This is a genomic window from Pseudolysinimonas kribbensis, from assembly GCF_039531715.1.
In the GTDB taxonomy this organism is placed as follows: Bacteria; Actinomycetota; Actinomycetes; order Actinomycetales; family Microbacteriaceae; genus Pseudolysinimonas; species Pseudolysinimonas kribbensis.
Genome location: NZ_BAAAQO010000004.1, coordinates 358828 through 377138, shown reverse-complemented (window position 1 = coordinate 377138; position 18311 = coordinate 358828). Strand labels below are relative to the sequence as shown.

At 71.7% G+C, this 18311-nt stretch carries 15 protein-coding genes and 1 tRNA gene; 9 read left to right on the top strand and 7 right to left on the bottom strand.

Annotated features, from left to right (window positions below; genetic code table 11):
* Positions 1 to 2: 2 nt before the first annotated feature.
* Complete coding sequence (gene aceE / locus ABD285_RS12380; RefSeq protein ID WP_344202814.1) at positions 3 to 2729, bottom strand: pyruvate dehydrogenase (acetyl-transferring), homodimeric type; 2727 nt, start codon at positions 2727 to 2729, stop codon at positions 3 to 5.
* A gap of 159 nt (positions 2730 to 2888) precedes the next feature.
* On the opposite strand from aceE, the gene ABD285_RS12375 reads away from it, so the two are divergent.
* Positions 2889 to 3362 carry a peroxiredoxin gene (locus ABD285_RS12375; protein WP_344202812.1) on the top strand — a complete coding sequence of 158 codons (474 nt, stop codon included), beginning with the start codon at positions 2889 to 2891 and terminating at the stop codon, positions 3360 to 3362.
* Here the strand turns inward: ABD285_RS12375 and ABD285_RS12370 are convergent.
* Positions 3359 to 3922: a TetR family transcriptional regulator gene (locus tag ABD285_RS12370; protein WP_284255287.1), complete on the bottom strand. Its 564-nt coding sequence runs from the start codon at positions 3920 to 3922 to the stop codon at positions 3359 to 3361. The genes ABD285_RS12375 and ABD285_RS12370 overlap by 4 nt on opposite strands.
* An 86-nt stretch (positions 3923 to 4008) precedes the next feature.
* Here ABD285_RS12370 and ABD285_RS12365 point away from each other — a divergent pair, with 86 nt between their 5' ends.
* The 3 genes from ABD285_RS12365 (at position 4009) to ABD285_RS12355 (ending at position 8885) form a co-directional block, all read left to right on the top strand.
* Positions 4009 to 4914 (top strand): SDR family oxidoreductase, encoded by a 906-nt coding sequence (locus ABD285_RS12365; protein ID WP_284255289.1) that lies wholly within the window; start codon positions 4009 to 4011, stop codon positions 4912 to 4914.
* Positions 4915 to 5046: 132 nt separating this feature from the next.
* A complete protein-coding gene (locus ABD285_RS12360) occupies positions 5047 to 7302 on the top strand; it encodes a glycosyltransferase family 2 protein (protein WP_344202810.1) in 2256 nt (751 codons plus the stop codon).
* Entirely contained in the window at positions 7299 to 8885 is a 1587-nt protein-coding gene (locus tag ABD285_RS12355; RefSeq protein WP_284255290.1) for a chitinase, read from the top strand. Before ABD285_RS12360 ends, ABD285_RS12355 begins: the two co-directional genes overlap by 4 nt.
* Before the next feature lie 13 nt (positions 8886 to 8898).
* Here ABD285_RS12355 and ABD285_RS12350 read toward each other — a convergent pair whose 3' ends face one another.
* A complete protein-coding gene (locus tag ABD285_RS12350; protein ID WP_284255291.1) occupies positions 8899 to 9600 on the bottom strand; it encodes a DUF1345 domain-containing protein in 702 nt (233 codons plus the stop codon).
* The gene (locus tag ABD285_RS12345; RefSeq protein ID WP_284255292.1) at positions 9600 to 10253 is read right to left on the bottom strand and encodes a DUF1345 domain-containing protein; all 654 of its coding nucleotides are present in this window, start codon (positions 10251 to 10253) and stop codon (positions 9600 to 9602) included. The genes ABD285_RS12350 and ABD285_RS12345 overlap by 1 nt, the downstream gene beginning before the upstream one ends.
* A gap of 25 nt (positions 10254 to 10278) precedes the next feature.
* Here ABD285_RS12345 and ABD285_RS12340 point away from each other — a divergent pair.
* Positions 10279 to 10351: transfer RNA gene (locus ABD285_RS12340), tRNA-Val, on the top strand.
* Here the strand turns inward: ABD285_RS12340 and ABD285_RS12335 are convergent.
* The 3 genes from ABD285_RS12335 to ABD285_RS12325 all read right to left on the bottom strand — a co-directional run bounded on the left by ABD285_RS12335 (position 10342) and on the right by ABD285_RS12325 (position 12539).
* On the bottom strand, positions 10342 to 11739 hold the full coding sequence (locus tag ABD285_RS12335) for an MFS transporter (protein WP_344202806.1): 1398 nt from the start codon (positions 11737 to 11739) through the stop codon (positions 10342 to 10344). The two genes, ABD285_RS12340 and ABD285_RS12335, sit on opposite strands and share 10 nt — an antisense overlap.
* Positions 11736 to 12269 (bottom strand): TetR/AcrR family transcriptional regulator, encoded by a 534-nt coding sequence (locus ABD285_RS12330; protein ID WP_284255295.1) that lies wholly within the window; start codon positions 12267 to 12269, stop codon positions 11736 to 11738. The genes ABD285_RS12335 and ABD285_RS12330 overlap by 4 nt, the downstream gene beginning before the upstream one ends.
* Positions 12270 to 12368: 99 nt before the next feature.
* Positions 12369 to 12539, bottom strand: a complete 171-nt coding sequence (locus tag ABD285_RS12325; RefSeq protein ID WP_284255296.1) for a hypothetical protein — start codon at positions 12537 to 12539, stop codon at positions 12369 to 12371.
* A gap of 98 nt (positions 12540 to 12637) precedes the next feature.
* Between ABD285_RS12325 and ABD285_RS12320 the strand changes: the two genes are divergently transcribed.
* Genes ABD285_RS12320 through ABD285_RS12305 form a run of 4 tightly spaced genes read left to right on the top strand, consistent with a single transcriptional unit; the run spans position 12638 to position 18308 of the window.
* Positions 12638 to 13279 (top strand): transcriptional regulator, encoded by a 642-nt coding sequence (locus ABD285_RS12320; RefSeq protein ID WP_284255297.1) that lies wholly within the window; start codon positions 12638 to 12640, stop codon positions 13277 to 13279.
* Positions 13276 to 14451 carry an ATP-binding protein gene (locus tag ABD285_RS12315; protein WP_344202803.1) on the top strand — a complete coding sequence of 392 codons (1176 nt, stop codon included), beginning with the start codon at positions 13276 to 13278 and terminating at the stop codon, positions 14449 to 14451. The genes ABD285_RS12320 and ABD285_RS12315 overlap by 4 nt, the downstream gene beginning before the upstream one ends.
* A complete protein-coding gene (locus ABD285_RS12310; protein WP_284255298.1) occupies positions 14448 to 15509 on the top strand; it encodes a hypothetical protein in 1062 nt (353 codons plus the stop codon). The genes ABD285_RS12315 and ABD285_RS12310 overlap by 4 nt, the downstream gene beginning before the upstream one ends.
* A gap of 9 nt (positions 15510 to 15518) precedes the next feature.
* On the top strand, positions 15519 to 18308 hold the full coding sequence (locus ABD285_RS12305) for a cytosine permease (protein ID WP_344202801.1): 2790 nt from the start codon (positions 15519 to 15521) through the stop codon (positions 18306 to 18308).
* Positions 18309 to 18311 lie beyond the last annotated feature (3 nt).

Sequence of the window (18311 nt, the reverse complement as noted above, 5' to 3'; positions counted from 1 at the left end):
GGTCAGCTCTCGCCGCCCGCCGATCCGCTCGTGCCGGCGTTCACATCGTGCAGGCGGTACTTCTCGATCGCCTGGCCGACGGCGGACGGGTCGACCTGTCCGCGCCGCGCGAGCGCCTGCAGCGTGCGGACCACGATCGACGGGCCGTCGATGTAGAAGAACCGCCGCGCCGCGGGTCGCGTGTCGCTGAAGCCGAAGTCGTCGGCGCCGAGCGTGAGGTAGTCGCCCGGCACGAACTGCCGCACCTGATCCGGAACCGCGTGCATGAAGTCCGAGACGCCGATGAACGGCCCCTCCGCGCCCGCGAGCTTCGACCACAGGTACGGCACCTGCGGGGGCTCCTCCGGATGCAGGAAGTTATGCTCGTCGGCGGCCAGTCCGTCGCGGCGCAGCTCGGTCCACGAGGTGACGCTCCAGACGTCCGCCGCGACGTTCCAGTCGGCGGCGAGCAGTTCCTGCGCCTCGAGCGCCCACGGAACGCCGACGCCCGAGGCCATGAGCTGCGCCTTCGGGCCGAGGTTCTCGGCCGCCTTGATCCGGTGGATGCCGTGCAGGATCCCGTCGACGTCCACGTCCTCCGGCTCGGCCGGCTGCCGCATCGGCTCGTTGTACACGGTGAGGTAGTACATGACGTTCGGATCGGTCGAGGCCGGCCCATACATCCGCTCGATGCCCGCCCGCACGATGTGCCCGATCTCGTACCCGTACGCCGGGTCGTAGGAGACGACGGCCGGGTTGGTCGAGGCGAGCAGGTGCGAGTGGCCGTCGGCGTGCTGCAGGCCCTCGCCGGTCAGCGTCGTGCGCCCGGCCGTGGCGCCGATGATGAAGCCGCGCGCCATCTGGTCGCCGGCCGCCCACATCGCGTCGCCGGTGCGCTGGAAGCCGAACATCGAGTAGAAGACGTACACCGGGATCAGCGGCTGTCCGTGGGTGGAGTAGCTCGTGCCCACGGCGGTGAAGGCCGAGAAGGCGCCGGCCTCGTTGATGCCGACGTGCAGGATCTGACCCTGCTGGCTCTCCCGGTAGGCCAGGAGCAGCTCGCGGTCGACCGACGTGTAGTGCTGGCCGTTGGGGTTGTAGATCTTCGCCGTCGGGAAGTAGGCGTCCATGCCGAACGTGCGGGCCTCATCCGGGATGATCGGCACGATCCGGTTGCCGAAGTCCGGCGCGCGCAGCAGGTCCTTGAGCAGGCGGGCGAACGCCATGGTGGTGGCGACCTCCTGCTTGCCGGAGCCCTTCCTGGCGATCTCGTACGCGCTCGCGTCCGGGACGTTGACGGGAACGTGGGCGTGCCGGCGCTCCGGCACGTAGCCGCCGAGCGCGCGGCGGCGCTCCTGCATGTACTGGATCGCCGGGTCGTCGGGGCCGGGGTTGTAGTACGGCGGCTGGTACGGGTTCTCCTCGAGCTGGGCATCCGTGATCGGGATGCGCATCGCGTCGCGGAAGTCCTTGAGGTTGTCGAGCGTGAGCTTCTTCATCTGATGGGTCGCGTTGCGACCCTCGAAGCTCGGTCCGAGGCCGTAACCCTTGACCGTCTTCGCGAGGATGACGGTCGGCTGCCCCTTGTGCTCCATCGCCGCCTGGAACGCGGCAAACACCTTGCGGTAGTCGTGGCCGCCGCGCTTGAGGTTCCAGAGCTGCTCGTCGGTGTAGCCCTCGACCATCTTCGCGGTCACCGGGTCGCGGCCGAAGAAGTTCTCGCGCACGTACGCGCCGGACTCGGCCTTGTAGGTCTGGTAGTCGCCGTCCGGGGTGCGGTTCATCAGATTGACGAGCGCGCCGGTGCTGTCGCCCGCGAGCAGCGAGTCCCACTCCCGGCCCCAGATCACCTTGATGACGTTCCAGCCGGCGCCGCGGAAGAAGCTCTCGAGCTCCTGGATGATCTTGCCGTTGCCGCGCACCGGGCCGTCGAGACGCTGCAGGTTGCAGTTGATGACGAACGTGAGGTTGTCGAGCTGGTCGTTGGCCGCCCACTGCAGCGCGCCGCGGGACTCGACCTCGTCCATCTCGCCGTCGCCGAGGAACGCCCAGACGTGCTGGTCCGAGGCGTCCTTGATGCCGCGGTTGGTGAGGTACTTGTTGACCTGCGCCTGCCAGATCGCGTTGATGGGTCCGATGCCCATCGACACGGTCGGGAACTCCCAGAACTCGGGCATGAGCCGCGGGTGCGGGTAGGAGCTCAGCCCGTGCGGGGCGCGGCTCTTCTCCTGCCGGAAGCCGTCGAGCTGATCGGTGCTGAGCCGCCCCTCGAGGAAGGCGCGGGCGTACATGCCGGGGGAGGCGTGGCCCTGATAGAAGATCTGGTCGCCGCCGCCCGGGTGATCCTTGCCGCGGAAGAACCAGTTGTGGCCGACCTCGTACAGCGCCGCCGACGACGCGTACGTGGAGATGTGGCCGCCGACAGCGATGCCGGGGCGCTGGGCGCGGTGCACCGTGATCGCGGCGTTCCACCGGATCCACGCGCGGTACCGGCGCTCGAGCTCCTCGTCGCCCGGGAAGTCGGGCTCGTTCTCGGGCGCGATGGTGTTGATGTAGTCGGTCGTGGGCACCATCGGCACGCCCAGATGCAGATCCTTCGAGCGCTTGAGCAGCGACAGCATGACCTCGCGCCCGCGCTCGTGCCCCTTGGCGGCGACGAGGCCGTCGAGCGACTCCCGCCACTCCTGCGTCTCGTCCGGATCCTGGTCGGTGTGATCCACCGAATACGGGTCCTGGTCGTTCACCGTCACCGCTGACCTTCTTCGCAGTCGCTTCCCGCGCGCGCGACCGGATCGGGTGGGCGCATCGGGAGATGGGGAGTCCGGGCCGGATTACGGCCGGGCGCCGTGTGGCAATTCGAGTCTAGGACGTCCGGCGCTTCGGTTCCGGCGGGCGTAGGATCGCGACCCGTGGCTCTCGAGAATGACACCAAGGCTCCGGACTTCGATCTGCCCAATCAGTTCGGTGAGCACGTGCGGCTCAGCGACTTCCGCGGCGAGCGTCCGGTTGTCCTCGTCTTCTTCCCGCTGGCGTTCTCGGGCGTGTGCACGGGGGAGCTCTGCGCCCTGCGGGACAGCCTGTCGCTGTTCCAGGAGCAGGGCGCCGAACTCATCGGGATCTCCGTCGACTCGAAGGCGACCCTGCGGGCCTGGGCCGAGCAGGAGGGCTACGACTTCACCCTGCTGGCCGACTTCTGGCCGCACGGCGCCGTCGCCAAGGAGTACGGCGTGTTCCTCGAGGAGAAGGGCTTCGCCAACCGGGCGACGTTCGTGATCGACCCCGGGGGCGTGATCCGGGCATCGTTCATCACCGCGCCGGGCGAGCCGCGTTCGATCGAGGCCTATCGCGAGGCGCTCGCAGACGTGCTGGCGCCCGCCGCCTAACGCGCGATCGCGCGCAGCTCGCGCAGGCCGTCCTCGGTGAGGTCGGCGAGTCCGCGGGTCTGCCCGGGGGCGACCCAGGCGGCGAACGCGGCGTGGAACACGGCGATGCCGGATTTCGCGGCGAGGGAGGCGCCCGGCTCGGCGACGCCGCGCTCGCGCAGCGCCGCTGCCATGCGGTCACCCACGTCCGCCATCTTGAGCAGCTCCCGTTCGCGCAGGCCCGGATGCGCGTCGATCACCGTGCTGCGCAGACGCGCGCCGTCGCGGGCGTCGTCGGTGAAGAAGTCGGATGCGGAACGCAGCCCCGCCGCGACCGCTTCGAGCGGGGCGGCGTCCGGGGCAGCGGCGCGCACGCCCTCGACGAACAGCCCGGCGAACCCCTCCTGATCGCCGAAGAGCACCTCGCGCTTGTCGCGGAAGTAGCGGAAGAACGTGCGCTCGGTCACGCCCGCGCGCTCGGCGATCGCCGCGACCGTCGTGGCTTCCACGCCGCGCTCCGCGAACAGCTCGAGCGCGGCCCGTCGCAACCGTCCCGCCGCATCGGGCTCCCATCTCACCATGGCCCGATGCTAGTCGATGACAGTTTCTGACATGGAGTGCTACGGTCGTGATGTCACAATCTGACATCAGCGATCGGAGACACATCATGCGCTACTTCATCACCGGCGGATCCGGCTGGATCGGCTCGGCCGTCACCCGGGAGCTGCTCGGCACCGGCCACGAGGTCGTCGGACTCGCCCGGTCCGAGGTGTCGGCCGTACGGCTGGCGGACCTCGGAGCCGTGCCGGTCCGCGGCGAGCTCACCGACCTCGACACGCTCGCGGGCGCCGCCCGGGAAGCCGACGGCGTCATCCACCTGGGCTTCGTCCACGACTTCACCGACTTCGCCACCTCCATCGCGATCGACCGCGCCGCGATCACCGCGCTCGGCGAGGCGATGTCCGGAAGCGGCCGTCCCCTGCTGATCGCCTCCGGCTTCGCGGGCCTGGCGCCGGGCTCGATCGCGACCGAGGAGACTCCGGCGGACCCCGCGGTCGCGGGACCGCGAGCGGAGACCGCGCGCATCGCGGAGCAATTCGGCGGACGGGGCGTACGCGTGATCTTCGTGCGCTTCGCGCCCACGGTGCACGGCATGGGCGACCACGGCTTCATCTCGGCGATCGCGCACACCGCGCGTCAGCGCGGCGTCTCGGCGTACATCGCCGACGGCGCCCACCGGTGGGGAGCGGTGCACCGGGACGACGCGGCGCGCCTGGTGCGCCTCGCGGCCGAGCGGCCGGAGCTCGCCACCGTGGCGCACGCCTCAGGTGAGGAGGGCGTGCCGACCCGCCTCATCGCCGAGGCGCTCGGCGAGCGACTCGGCGTGCCGACCGTGTCGATCGAGCGGCGCGATGCGGACGAGCACTTCGGCTGGATGGGCCGCTTCTTCGGCGGCGACCTGGCCGGATCGAGCGCCCTGACCCGCGAGCGCTTCGGCTGGGAGCCGGCCGGGCCGACCCTCCTGGAGGACATCGCCGCCGGCGCATACGATGTGCCGGTCGCGGCCGCTTGACCTCCCGCATGACCCTGTCCTCCGAATGGGGGACTCGGGTCGTCCCCCCATTCACGACTAACCTGGGGTCGCCACCATCCCCCCTGGTGGACATCCCCCATCCACGTCTCCCCCCCAGGACGTATTCCCCCCATGAGCGTTGATCCGAACGCGCCTGCCCGCAGGCGCCAGTGGGGTTCCGAACGCAACGGAACCCCCTTGCCCACCGTCCACCGCCGGCCGAGCGACCACGCGATCACGTGGGGCCGGCTCGCCATCGTCGCCACCGTCCTGGCCTGGCTCGCCTACGTCGTCTGGACGATCGTGCGCCAGTTCATCGACCGCAGCGTCGATTTCGCGTTCACGATGCAGGCGATCTCCTACGTCGTCGTCGTGACCTTCCTGACGCTGTCCGCGCTCATGTACCTCGTGGCTCGGCAGGGTGCACTGGAGCGCTTCCGTACCCACAGCCGCGTCCCGCGGGCCGAGCTCGACCGGCACTTCGCCGACCGTCGCTCGTCGATCACGGTGCTCGTGCCGTCCTACGCCGAGGAGCCCGAGGTGGTCCGGCAGACCCTCTGGTCCGCGGCGCTGCAGGAGTTCCCGTCGGTCCGCGTGATGCTGCTCGTCGACGACCCGCCGTCGCCGGCCGACCCCGTGACCCGCGCCCGTCTCGACCGGACGCGCGCGATCGCCACGGGCATCCAGGAGGCGCTCGCCGAGCCGGCCGCCCGCATGGCCGCCGCCGAGCGCGCATTCGTCGACCTCGGCCGTTCCAGCTGGGTCTCGCCCGCCTCGGTTCGCGATCTCGCCGGCGAATACGCCTGGGCGGCGGGATGGCTGAACAGCATGGCGGCGCGCGAGCGCGTCGCCGACCACGTCGATCGCTTCTTCGTCGACCAGGTGCTCGGCGGGCTCGCGGAGGACCTCGCGGAGGTCTCGACCGCGCTGCTGCTGGCCGACGAGCACGGCGAGGCACCCACCCGCGCCCGGATGCTGGAGCTGCACCGCCGCCTGGTCTGGCTGTTCCAGGCCGAACTCGGCAGCTTCGAGCGCAAGCTCTACGCCTCGCTCCCGCACGACGCCAACAAGGCCATGAACCTCAACGCCTACATCGGCCTCATGGGCGGACGCTACCGATTCGACGACACCCCCAAGGGCGTCGTGCTGCGCCCCGTCGAGCCCGACCGGTTTGCCGACCTCGAGGTGCCGGACAGCGAGTATCTGCTGACCCTCGACGCCGATTCGCTCCTGCTGCGCGACTACTGCGTCCGGCTCGTGTACCTGCTCGAGCAGCCCGAGAACGATCGGGTGGCGGTCGTCCAGACCCCCTATTCGTCGTATCGCGGAGCGACGACCCGCATCGAGCGTCTCGCCGGTGCGACCACCGACCTCCAGCACATCCAGCACCAGGGCATGTCCCGGTTCGGCGCGACCTTCTGGGTCGGGGCGAACGCGGTGATCCGCAAGGAGGCGCTGAAGGACATCGAGGAGGTCGAGCAGGTCGGCGGCTTCGAGGTGCGCCGCTACGTGCAGGACCGCACCGTCATCGAGGACACCGAGTCGAGCGTCGACCTCGGCACCCATGGCTGGAGCCTCGTCAACTATCCCGAGCGCCTCAGCTACAGCGCGACGCCGCCGGACTTCGGCTCGCTCGTCGTGCAGCGCCGGCGCTGGGCGAACGGCGGCCTGCTGATTCTGCCGAAGCTCATCCGCCAGGTGGGGGAGCGCCGACGCACCGGTCGCCGCGTCTCGAAGACCGAGCTGCTCCTGCGGGTCAACTACATGGCGTCGATCGCCTGGGCGAGCTTCGGCCTGCTCTTCCTGCTGGCCTTCCCGTACGACTCGCGCCTGCTGAGCCCCTTCGTCCTCCTCGCCGCGCTGCCGTACTTCCTCTGCATGGGTGCCGACCTTCGCTCGATGCGCTACCGCTTCTCCGATGTGCTGAGGATCTACGGGTTCAACCTGATCCTGCTGCCGGTCAACCTCGCGGGCGTGCTCAAGTCGCTGCAGCAGGCGATCACGAACAAGAAGATCCCGTTCGCCCGCACGCCGAAGGTGCGCAACCGCACCGCGGCGCCCGCGCTGTACGTGATCGCGCCGTTCCTGGTCATCGGCTTCTCGGTGTTCACACTCGTGCGCGACGTCGAGGCGCAGAACTGGGGCAACGCGGCCTTCGCGGCGTTCAACGCGGTGCTCGCGAGCTGGGCGACGCTTTCGTACATCGGGATCGGTGCCGCGCTCGTCGACATCGGGATCGCGCTGCGCGACTGGCTGTTCCCGGCGCGGCCGTCGCGGCGCGGTCGTGGAGTGGTTGCCCCGATCGAGGTCGATTGGCGCGAGGTGCTGTACAGCGGTGCCGCGCCGACCGCCGCCCGTACGCGCGATGACGAGCGGGTGGCCGCATGAGCGCGCCGGTCGCGGCGCCGCGCCGACGGCTCTCGGTCTCCCGCCTGTTCGTCGTCCTCGCCGTCGTCGCGGCACTCGTCGCGGGCGTCCTGTTCGCCCTGAACTGGGTGCAGTCCTCGGCCGCCGCCGCGGCGAAACCCTGGTTCGCCGGCTACACGGACGTGACGGCGACGCCGACGTTCGCCTTCGAGACCCCGAAGGGCGATGCCGGGCGCAACGTCGTGCTGTCCTTCATCGTGTCGTCGACGGAGGACGCCTGCACGCCGAGCTGGGGCGCCGCGTACACGGTCGAGCAGGCCTCGGCCCAGCTCGACCTCGATCGGCGCATCGCGCGGCTCAAGCAGGCCGGCGGCGACGTCGCGGTGTCCTTCGGCGGTCAGCGCAACGACGAGCTCGCTCTGCGGTGCACCGACACCGACCAGCTCGTCGCGGCCTACGCCGGCGTCGTCGACCATTACGACCTCTCGACGATCGACCTCGACATCGAGGGCGCTTCGCTCGCGGATGCGACCGCGGGGGAGCGGCGTGCGGAGGCCATCGCGCGGCTGCAGGACACGCGGCGCGCCGCGGGCAAGCCGCTCGCCGTCTGGCTGACGCTGCCGGTGACGCCGGACGGCCTCGCGCCGGAGGGGCAGAAGGTCGTGCAGCAGATGCTGGCCGACAAGGTCGACATCGCCGGTGTCAACGCCATGACGATGGACTTCGGACAGAGCCTGAAGAAGGGCACCAGCCTCGCCGACGGCGCGGAGTCGGCGCTCGTGCGGGTGCAGCGCCAGCTCGGCGTGATGTACCGACAGGCGGGGACGACGCTCTCCGACCCGACCCTCTGGTCGAAGGTCGGGATGACGCCGATGATCGGCCAGAACGACGTCGAGGAGGAGGTGCTGGGCCTCGACGCGGCCAAGAAGCTCAACGCGTTCGCGACGAGCCACGGCATCGGGCGCGTTTCGATGTGGTCGCTGAACCGCGACGTCACGTGCGGTGCGAACTACGTCACCCTCAAGGTCGTCTCCGACTCCTGCAGCGGTGTCGACCAGAAGGGGCGGCGCTTCGCCGACGCGCTCGGCAGGGGCCTGACCGGCGAGCTCGCGTTCGCGGCGGGGAAGGTCACGACCGAGGAGCCGACCGACGCGCGCGACCTGACCGACGATCCCGCGAAGAGCCCCTATCAGATCTGGACCTCCGACGGCGCCTACCTGCAGGGCACCAAGGTCGTCTGGCACCACAACGTCTACGAGGCGAAGTGGTGGACCCGCGGCGATCTGCCCGACGACCCGGTCCTCAACGCCTGGGAGACGCCCTGGACGCTCGTGGGCCCGGTGCTCCCGGGCGAGACCCCCATCCCGCAGCCGACGCTGCCGGCCGGCACCTATCCCGGATGGAAGGGCACCGACCAGTACGACAAGGGCGACCGGGTGCTCTTCGACGGAGTGCCGTTCGAGGCCAAGTGGTGGACGCAGGGCGACAGCCCCGCGGCCGCATCGTCGGATCCCGACAGCTCGCCGTGGACGCCGCTGACCGAGAAGCAGATCCGGGAGGCGCTGAGCGGCGCCTCCGACGGGGGCGTCACGCCGGCGAGCTGAACAGCGAGAGCGCCTAACCGCCGAGCAGGCTCACGGCGCGCGCGATCACGAGGGCGAGGATCACGAACCCGGTGAACGACTCGAGCAGCATGAGGCCCTTCGCCCGGGAGCTCAGCGGCATCGTGTCGGTCGGGCTGAACGCCATCGAGTTGGTCGCGGAGAAGTAGAGGTAGTCGAGGTAGCCCGGCATCCAGTCGCTCCGGGACGACGACCCGGCGCGCACCTCGTCGATCGCGTCGTGATCCTCGTCCTGCGGGAAGCGGAAGTCGGCCCGGGGCAGCTCGGAGCGCTGATCACGGCGGCGGGCGACCGGACCGCCGCGATCCAGCTCCCAGTACAGGACGCTGAACGCGATGACGTTGGTGACCCAGACCTGGAGCGCGGCGAGCAGGATCAGCGGTCCGTCGGCGTGCTTGGCCTGGATGAGCTGGATGATCAGCTGCGCGAGCGCGACCTGGTTCGCGGCGAGCAGCAGCAGGGACTGCGCCCCCGACAGCACGCGCGACCACCGCGTCTCGCGCTGGAAGCGTGCGGGGTTCAGGAAGATGAGGGCGATCAGGATGCCGGCGCTGACCACGACGACGCCGATCCGGAGGGCGGGCAGGAACGTGGTCGGCAGGAGGGCGTACATCGCCAGGGCGACGGCGATGCCGATGACGACGGGCCAGCGCCGCTCCGCCTCGGCGCGTTGCTGCGGCTTGCGGGTCGTCGCCATCAGGCCAGGATATTGACCGCCCGCGAGATGACGAGGGCGAGCAGGACGAAACCGGTCAGCGACTGCAGGGCCATCAACCCCTTCGCCCGGGCCGTCAGCGGCATGACGTCGGTGGGACTGAAGGCCATCATGTTCGACAGCGCGAAGTACAGATAGTCGACGAACGCCGGCCGCCACGCCGTCGGCAGGCCGTTGTCCTCCTGCGGGAACCGGAAGTCCATGACCGCGTCGGGATCGTGCCGCATGCGCCGCGCGACGGGCCCGCCGCGGTCCAGCTCCCAGAAGATGAGCCCGAAGGCGACGACGTCGGTCACCCAGACCTGGAACGTCGACAGGAGGATGACCGGCGCCTCGATGTGGCCGCCCATCACCAGGATGCGCACCGTCACGACGATGGCGACCTGGTTCGCGGCGAACAACGAGAACGCGAGCACGATCGAGACGACGCGCGACCAGCGGGTCTCGCGCGTCAGGTGGTGGGGATTGAGGATCAGCTGCGGGATGAGGATGAGCACGCCGATGGTCGGCAGGATCCACCGCGGGATGATCTCGTACTCGTTGGGGAGGAACGCGTAGAGGAGGATCGCGGCGGTCACCGCGACGATCGGGGGCCAGCGGTGCTCCGGCTTCACCGGACCGGCGTCGGCCTGCATGGTGCGAGTGTACGGTGAGCGGGTCGGGCTCTTAGCTCAGCTGGTAGAGCGCCACGTTTACACCGTGGATGCCGGGGGTTCGAGTCCCTCAGGGCCCACCCGACCGGACCCGGTGGCGCGGCAGCAGGAGGATCGCGACGCTCAGCGCCAGGATCGGGACCACCCACACGGCGGCCGTCGTGTAGCCGTGCTCGTTCGGGAACAGGGCGGCGGTCGGTGTGGCGGTCGCGAGCAGGAGGCCCGTGAGGGCGCTGCCGATGCTGAACCCGATGCTGCGGACGATCTGGTTGACGGACAGGACGCTGGGCGTCTCCTGCTGCGGAACGCCGTCGAGCACGAGCCTCGGCATGATCGCGGAGACGCCGCCGACGCCGAAGCCCAGGACCGCCATCGCACCCAGGGTCGCGATGAGCGATCCCGGGGTGACCGCGAACAGCACGGCAGCGAGGGCGACGAAGGCCGCGCAGATCACGAAGGTCCATCGCGCGGACACGCGCGCGGTCAGCCAGGGGGTCAGGCGACCGGCGACGAAACCGAGCACGGAGAACGGGATGAGGGCCGCACCGGCGAGCACGCCGGACAGTCCGAAGCCGTATCCGACATCGGATGGCGTCTGCACGTAGCGGGTCAGCAGCGAGAACAGCAGATACATGCCCATGCCGGAGACGAGCATCGCCGCGTTGGCGCGCAGCACACCCCCCTGGACGAACAGACCCAGGTCGACCACGGGCGCGGCGCTGCGCCGTTCGACCAGCACCCACGCGCCGAGCGCGACGGCGGCGAGGAGGAGGATCGCACCTCCGACCCAGGGCCTGTCCCAGACGGAAGGCTGCGCCACGGCCGAGAGCACTCCGAGCGTGCCGACCCCGAGCAGCAGCGCGCCCGGGATATCGACCCCGGCGGCCGGACGCGGGGCGTCCCGCGGAATCGCGCGCCAGGCGATGAGGACGGCGGCGAGCGAGAGGAGGAAGCCGACCCCGTACGCGACACGAAGCCCGGCGAGCTGGTCGATGAGGCCCATGAGGGGGTAGGCGGCGCCGATGCCCACCGTGGAGGCGACGGAGATGGTCGCGATCGTGGCATGGGCGCGCTCGGCGGGCAGATGGTCGCGGGCAACGCTCATCAGGAGTGCGACCGCGCCGAGGCCGAGCCCCTGGAGCGCGCGGCCGAGCAGCAGGACCCCGAACGGCGCCGGGATCGCCGTGAGCAGACCGCCGGCCGCGACCACGGCGAGGGTGATGAGGATCGTGCTGCGGCGGCGGGAGCCGGTGCCGAGCCGGCCCAGCACGGGGGCGGCGATCGCGCCCGCGAACAGCGTGACCGTGAGCGTCCATTGGGCGCCGTCCAACGGCACGTCGAGGTCGAGGGCCACCGAGGTGATGAGCGGGGCGCCGACGCCCCCGATCACCGAGCCCAGGAACGCGACCGTGACGACGGTGCGGCCGAGTCCGCGCGGGGCGAGGGGACCGGGTGCCGCCGGGCTCATCGGTTCGTTTGCGCCGTGATGTGCTCGAACAGGCCGGGCTGGATGCGAGTCCGGATGCCGTCGGCCCACGGTTGATCCAGCTCCCCGACGTCGAGGGCGGCGCCGGCGTTGAGCAGCATGCCGAAGGCGAGGAACGATTTGACGGTCACCGGGTCGAGGCCGGTGGTATCGGCGACGGCGTGCCACAAGCGGGCGACGCGCGCCCGGACCAGGTCACGGACCTCGGTGTCGCCGCACGCGGCGAACCCCTGCAACTGCAAGAGGAGGCTGGTCCGATCGGCAAGCAGGTCGAAATACTGCCTGCCCATCAGCATCAGGGCGTCGACGCCGTCTGCCTCGTCCGCGGCATGGAGCATGCCGTCGCTGAACCGGTCGAATGCGCTCCCGACGAGTTCGAGGAAGAGGGCCTTCTTGGTCCCGAACATGCGGAAGACGTAGGTCTGGGTGATGCCGGCCTCGCGAGCGATCGCCTGCGTGGAGGCGCCGTGCAGCCCGTGATCCGCGAACTCCCGCGCCGCGATCTCCAGCACCTGAGTTCGCCTCTCAGGTCCGCGCATACGCTCGTTCACGCGCTCTATGTTACTAGTTACTAACTACTCAACTGCGCGGGACCGCCCGCGGGGTCCCGCCTAGGCCGACAGCTCGTACCGCTCCCGCGACGGGGTGCAGACCGGGCAGTGCGCCGCGTCGAGGATCGTCGCCACGTAGAAGACCGCGCCGCACTCGGGCGTGAGACAGGGGCGCGCGATACGCAGGGCGGAGCTGGGCTCGGTGCTGGCATCCGGGTGCACGTCGGGCATTCTCCGAGTGTGGCCGCAACCGTGCGCCGCGTCATGCCCCGGGAATCCGGGGCATGGTCCTGCCGGTGCGCGACCCCGGCGCTGACTAAGGTGACCCCGTGGCGCGCGTGGTCCTGATCGACGATCACGAGATGGTCGCCGTCGCGGTGCGCTCTGCCGTTGCGCAGATCGAGGGCCTCGAGTTCCTCGGCTCGGCCCCCACGGTCGACGAGCTGCTCGCTCTGCATCCCGCGTTCGAGCTCGCGATCCTCGACCTGCGGCTCGCGGACGGATCGTCACCGGTCGCGAACGTCGAGCGGCTCGACGCGATCGGGGCACGCATCCTGGTCTTCACGTCGGGGGAGAGCCCCTACCTGGTGCGGTCGGTCTCCAAGTCGCCGATCGCCGGGTTGCTGCGCAAGTCGGAGCCGCTGCCCGCGCTCGTCGAGGCGATCCGGCGGGTCGCCGCGGGGGAGGAGAGCATGTCGGCCGACTGGGCGGCGGCCATCGACGGCGACCCCCAGCTCGCGGACGCCGGGCTGAGCCCACAGGAGCAGACGGCGCTCAGCCTGTTCGCCCGCGGTCTCAAAGCGGCGGCCGTCGGCGCGCAGATGGGGATCACGGTGTCCACGGTGGACGACTACGTGCGCCGGGTGCGCGCCAAGTACGTGCGCGCGGGGCGTCCCGCCTACACGAAGGTCGACCTGTACAAGCGCGCGGTCGAGGACGGCATCCTGCCCGCCCCCGACGCCGACCGATGACGGCGACGGCCGGGCAGTCCATCGCCTCGCTGCGGGTCACCCGCCTCGTCGCGGTGTCGCTCGGGCTCGGCGGCCTCATCCTGTTCGTGTTCGATCTGTCACTCGTGATCGGGCAGGCCCGCGTCTTCGCGCCGTGGTGGTCTCTCACGGCCACCACGGGCGTGGTCGGCGCCGGGATCGCGGTCGCCGTCGTCGGCCTGGTCGGCACACCCCGCGCGACGGTGGTCGCCTTCCGGGTGCTGGCCGCCGCGATGCTGGCGGTCGCGCTGCTGGCGCTCGTCGCCGTGCCCGGCGGGGGAATCGGACAGGAGCCCTGGCCCGCCGATCTGCTGGTCATCGGTGCCGCGGCGGCGGGCGCGGGACTGCCGGTGCCGGCGGCCGTGGCCTATCTCGTGGCGCTGCTCGGCGCGTTCGGCGCCGAAGCGCTCGTCGTCGTCGTGCCCGCGGTGCGACTCGACACGCTGTTGCACCTGTGTCAGTCGCTGTTCTATGCGGCCCTCGTGATGGCGATCGCCATCGCGACACGCCGGGCGGGCCGGCTGCTGGACCTCGCCTCGCTCTCCGCGATCTCGGATGCCAGTGCGGCGGCGGCGGCGGATGCACGGCGCGCCCAGCGTCGACGGGTGGAGGGCCTGATCCACGACACGGTGATCGTCGCCCTGCTCGCGTTCGGACGCGGGACCAAGGACGATGACGCCCGGGCCGCTCGGGAGGCCGCGAAGGCGCTCGTCGCGATCGACGAGCTCGCCGCGTCGGCGCAGCCGGCCGACGACCCGACCCCCCGCGAGCTCGCGTGGCGCCTGCAGGGCATCACGACCGACCTCGAGGCCCAGATCCGGTTCGACTACCGGGCGGGCGAGGAGGGCCGCATCCCGACCGCCGTCGGCATGGCGATCGCCGAGGCGATGTCCGAGGCCGTGCGCAACAGCCTGCGCCACGGCGGGGAGCGAGGCCGCGTGCTGCGCCAGGTCACCGCCGACGTGAGCGATCGCCGCGTGCGCGTCGTCGTGCTCGACGACGGTGTCGGCTTCGATGCGGCCGCCGTGGACCCCACGCGGCTCGGCATCCGAGAGGGCATGATCCGCCGGATGGCGCTGGCGGGCGGCCGTGCCGAGGTCGTCTCCCGTCCGGGACGCGGAACCACGGTCGTGCTCGAGTGGAGGCGGCGGTGACGGCCCCGCAGCGCGACGTCGGCCGGTTCCTGGGCATCGTCGGGCGGTGGGCCTGGGCGCTGTTCGCCCTGTATGTCGCCGTCTTCACGCTCATCGCGGTCGTCGTGGGGGTTCCGCGAGTCGGCCTGCCCGTGACGGCGGCATCCCTCGGGCTGGTCGTGGCCGCGGCCCTCCTCGTCGCGAGCCCCTCGCCGACACCGCTGCCCTGGGGACGGCTCGTCGCGATCGCCGCCCTCTGCCTCGCGGGTGTGGTCGCGATGGTGCTCGACCTGCCGACGCGGCTCGGGTACGAGTCGCTCGTGACCTGGCAGCTCGCCGCCGTCAACTTCCTGCTCTTCGTGATCGAGCTGCGCGGGCGCATCGTCGAGGCGTGGATCCTGCTCGCGGCGATCGTCGCGGTCGTGACGGTGTGGAGCGTCGTGCAGACGGGGGAGCCGTGGCTCGGTCTGCAGCTCACCTACGGCCAGGCCGTGTCGCTCGCAGCGGGGACGATCTTCGCCATCGGCCTGCAGCGCACCGTCCGGCAGATCTTCGCGCAGGAGGACGCCGAACGAGCGCGGGCGAGCGTCGAGGCGGCGCGGCGGGCGGGCGACGCCCACCGGGCCGCAGAACTCGCCGACGTCCGAGCGCTCGCCGGCCCGCTGCTGCTGCGCATCGCGCGCGGGGAGGCGGTGGACCGGCGTGCGGCGCTGTCGCTGGAGGCCGCGCTGCGTGATCGCATCCGGGGGCGCGGGCTCGCGCTGGAGCCGCTCGTCTCCGCCCTCGCCCGGGCGCGCGATCGCGAGATCGATGCGCTCCTGCTCGACGATCTCGGCGACGCGGCTCTCGGCACCCAGCAGGCGGCGGCGGTCGCACGGTGGTGCGCCGAGCGGATCGAGCGGATGCCGGGACCGCGGGTGACGATCCGGTTGGCTCCCGCGCCCGGCGGCGCGGTGGTCTCGATCGCCGATGCGGACGGCGTCGTGGGGGAGCTGGCCGTTGGTCTCGAGCGCGACTCCCCGGGGAGTCCTGCGATCTCGTCGGCCCGTCGCGTCGGTCTGGACGGGGCCGACATTTAGAATCCGGGCATGAGCGACGTCCCGTCCGTTCCCCCCGGACAGGAGCATCCCGAGGCCTACGTGCCCTCGGGCCAGCGCCGTTCGACCTTCTCGCCGCCGCCGGAGGGGACTCCGCCCCCGGTCTGGGACGACGACGCGCTCGCCGCGGCGATGGAGGAGGAGGTGCGGCTGTACACATCGCCGATCTCGCTGCCGATGCTCGCGCCCGAGTCCGCCCCACCGCCGGAGCCTGCGTCACCGCCGCAGCCGGCCGTGCAACCGGAAGCCGCGCAGCCGGAGCCCGCCGTGCAGCCGGAGCCCGAACCGGAACCGGCCCGCCACGCGGAGCCGGAGCCCGACCACATCGCGGTCGACCCCTTCACCGACCCGGAGCCCGCGGACGACGAGCAATTCGCGCGCGAACTCGAGGCAGCGCCCACCCTCGACGCCATGCAGCGACTGGAGGAGGAGCTGCGTCGCCGCGGCGCGACCGGCGAGACCGAGATCGTCGCGCCGGTGCCGTCGTTCTTCCCGGGCGCGCCCCCCGTCTCGCCCGAGCCCCCCGGCCCGGACCCGCTGCTCTCCACGGAGCCGGCGCCGGAGCCGGAGCCGGTGACGGCCGAGTCCGAGTCGGAGGCGGCACACGCGCCCGTGGTCGAGCCCGCGCTCGGCACCTCGCCCGAGTCCCCGCCGTCCTCCGAACCGGATCGCGACCCGTTGTCGGCCGCGCCCCCGCCCCTCTACACACCGCCACCGCTCGTGGAGCCGCCGGCCCCGCCCGCGAGCCCGGAGCCGGTGGCTCGCCTGCTGCCGCCCCCGACCGACCTGCCCGACATCGCCTTCCGTGCCGAGCTGCCGCCGCCGCCCGGCTATGCGGAGGACGGCACCCCGTCTCCCGCCGAACCGCCGGAGTCCGGTTCCGCCGATGCAGCCGCCCCGGTCGCGCTCGACCCGGATCCCGCACCCGCACCCGCACCCGAGACGTTGCTGCCCGAGGCGGCGGAGCCGGCCGCCGCATCCCCCGGGTGGGATCACCTGCTGGCGATGGTGCCCGAGCCCACGACGCCCGCGGCGGTCGCGCCCGAGCCCCTCACGCCGACGCCGGCCTGGGCGCCTGCAGCCGAACCGACCACCACCGAAGCCCCCACCCCTCGAGCTCCGGCGGCCGGCGACGTCGACGATGACGACGACGTCATCGATCCCGCCGACCGGGTCGGCCCGTCGCCCGTGATCCCGCTCCCGGTCGAGGGTGTCGCGATGGCGGCCGGATCGCCGCCCGCTCCCAGCCCGCCGCCGACCGCCGCGCCGACGACCGCCGGCGTGGCCGCGGGCGCCACGGAGGAGCGCGAACCCCGCCTCCCGCGCGCACTCGCCGTGGAGACCGCGGGGATCGAGCCGACCCCGCGCGAGCAGCGCGCCGGTCGCGCCGCTCGCCTGTTCTGGCTCTGGTTCGCGGCGAACGCGTCGCTCGTCAGCGTGGCGCTGGGGGCCGTCATGCTCGGCACCGGGATGAGTCTGCGGCAGGCGATCGTCGCGACGGTGGTCGGGATCGCGCTCTCGTTCATCCCGCTCGGATTCACGACGCTCGCGGGCAAGCGGAGCTCGCAGCCGACGCTCGTGGTGTCGCGTTCCGCCTTCGGGACCGACGGGAACCTGCTGCCGACGATCCTGGCGATCCTCGTGCGCGTGTTCTGGGGCGGCGTGCTGCTGTGGATGCTCGGCGACGCCCTCGGACGCACCCTCGTGCCGGCCGACGCCGACGCGGGCCTCGGCGCGACCCGCTGGGCGCTCATCGGCGCCGCCGTCGGTCTGCTGCTCACGGCGCTCGTCGCGGCGATCGGCTACGGGCTCCTGGCGCGCGTGCAATTGATCCTGAGCATCCTCACCGGACTGCTGATCGTCGGCGCCGCGGCGGTCACGCTGCCGAAGGTGCATCTCGACGTGGCGCTGACGCGTCAGGACGGCCCGTGGCTGCTGATCATCGGCGGGGCCGTGCTCGTGTTCGCGTTCGTCGGACTGGTCTGGGCCTTCTCGGGGTCGGACCTCGCCCGGTACCAACGCGCGAGCGCGTCGGGCGCGTCGTCGATGCTGTGGGCGACGTTCGGGGCGACCATCCCGCCGTTCCTGCTCATCGTCTGGGGCGCGTTGCTCGCCGCCTCGAACCCCGCTCTCGCCACCGCATTCGCCGCGCACCCCCTGTCGAGCATCGCGGGGCTCCTGCCGTCGTGGTACGCGGCCCCGCTGTTCGTCGCCGCCGCCGTCGGACTGCTGTCCGGCTCGGTCCTCACGCTGTACTCGGGCGGCTTCGCGCTGCAGAACCTCACTCCGCAGGTGCCGCGGGTCGTGGGTGTGGTGGTGGCCGCGCTGCTGGCCTTCGCGACGGCCGCCGGGCTCGTGCTGCTCGGAGCGGACACCCGCACGGTCGTGCACGATCTCGCGGTCACGCTCGCCGTGCCCGTCGCGGGCTGGGCCGGGATCTTCGCGGCCGAGATCATGATCCGCAACCGCGGGTTCCACACGCCGTCACTCCTCGCCAGCGGCGGGATCTACCCGCGCGTGCGCTGGGTCAACTTCATCGGACTGATCGTCATCGCCGTCGTCGGGTACGGCTTCGTGAGCGGCGGCGCGACCTGGCTCGGCTGGGAGGGCTTCGGCTGGCGCCTGCTCGGGGTCGGGGCGTCGGAGCCGCTCGCAGGCGTCGATCTCGGCGTGCTGCTGGCGCTCGTGCTCGGCATCCTGCTGCCCCTGGTCTCCGCGGTGCCGACGATCCGTCGCCAGGAGGCCGCGATGGACGACGGCGTGGCGATCGCCCGAACCTAGACT

Bases quoted from the DNA above. Each gene is read 5' to 3' on its own strand.
- ABD285_RS12370 (WP_284255287.1), bottom strand. From the start codon at position 3,922: ATGGTGAGATGGGAGCCCGATGCGGCGGGACGGTTGCGACGGGCCGCG.
- ABD285_RS12365 (WP_284255289.1), top strand. From the start codon at position 4,009: ATGCGCTACTTCATCACCGGCGGATCCGGCTGGATCGGCTCGGCCGTC.
- ABD285_RS12360 (WP_344202810.1), top strand. From the start codon at position 5,047: ATGAGCGTTGATCCGAACGCGCCTGCCCGCAGGCGCCAGTGGGGTTCC.
- ABD285_RS12355 (WP_284255290.1), top strand. From the start codon at position 7,299: ATGAGCGCGCCGGTCGCGGCGCCGCGCCGACGGCTCTCGGTCTCCCGC.
- ABD285_RS12350 (WP_284255291.1), bottom strand. From the start codon at position 9,600: ATGGCGACGACCCGCAAGCCGCAGCAACGCGCCGAGGCGGAGCGGCGC.
- ABD285_RS12345 (WP_284255292.1), bottom strand. From the start codon at position 10,253: ATGCAGGCCGACGCCGGTCCGGTGAAGCCGGAGCACCGCTGGCCCCCG.
- ABD285_RS12335 (WP_344202806.1), bottom strand. From the start codon at position 11,739: ATGAGCCCGGCGGCACCCGGTCCCCTCGCCCCGCGCGGACTCGGCCGC.
- ABD285_RS12325 (WP_284255296.1), bottom strand. From the start codon at position 12,539: ATGCCCGACGTGCACCCGGATGCCAGCACCGAGCCCAGCTCCGCCCTG.
- ABD285_RS12315 (WP_344202803.1), top strand. From the start codon at position 13,276: ATGACGGCGACGGCCGGGCAGTCCATCGCCTCGCTGCGGGTCACCCGC.
- ABD285_RS12305 (WP_344202801.1), top strand. From the start codon at position 15,519: ATGAGCGACGTCCCGTCCGTTCCCCCCGGACAGGAGCATCCCGAGGCC.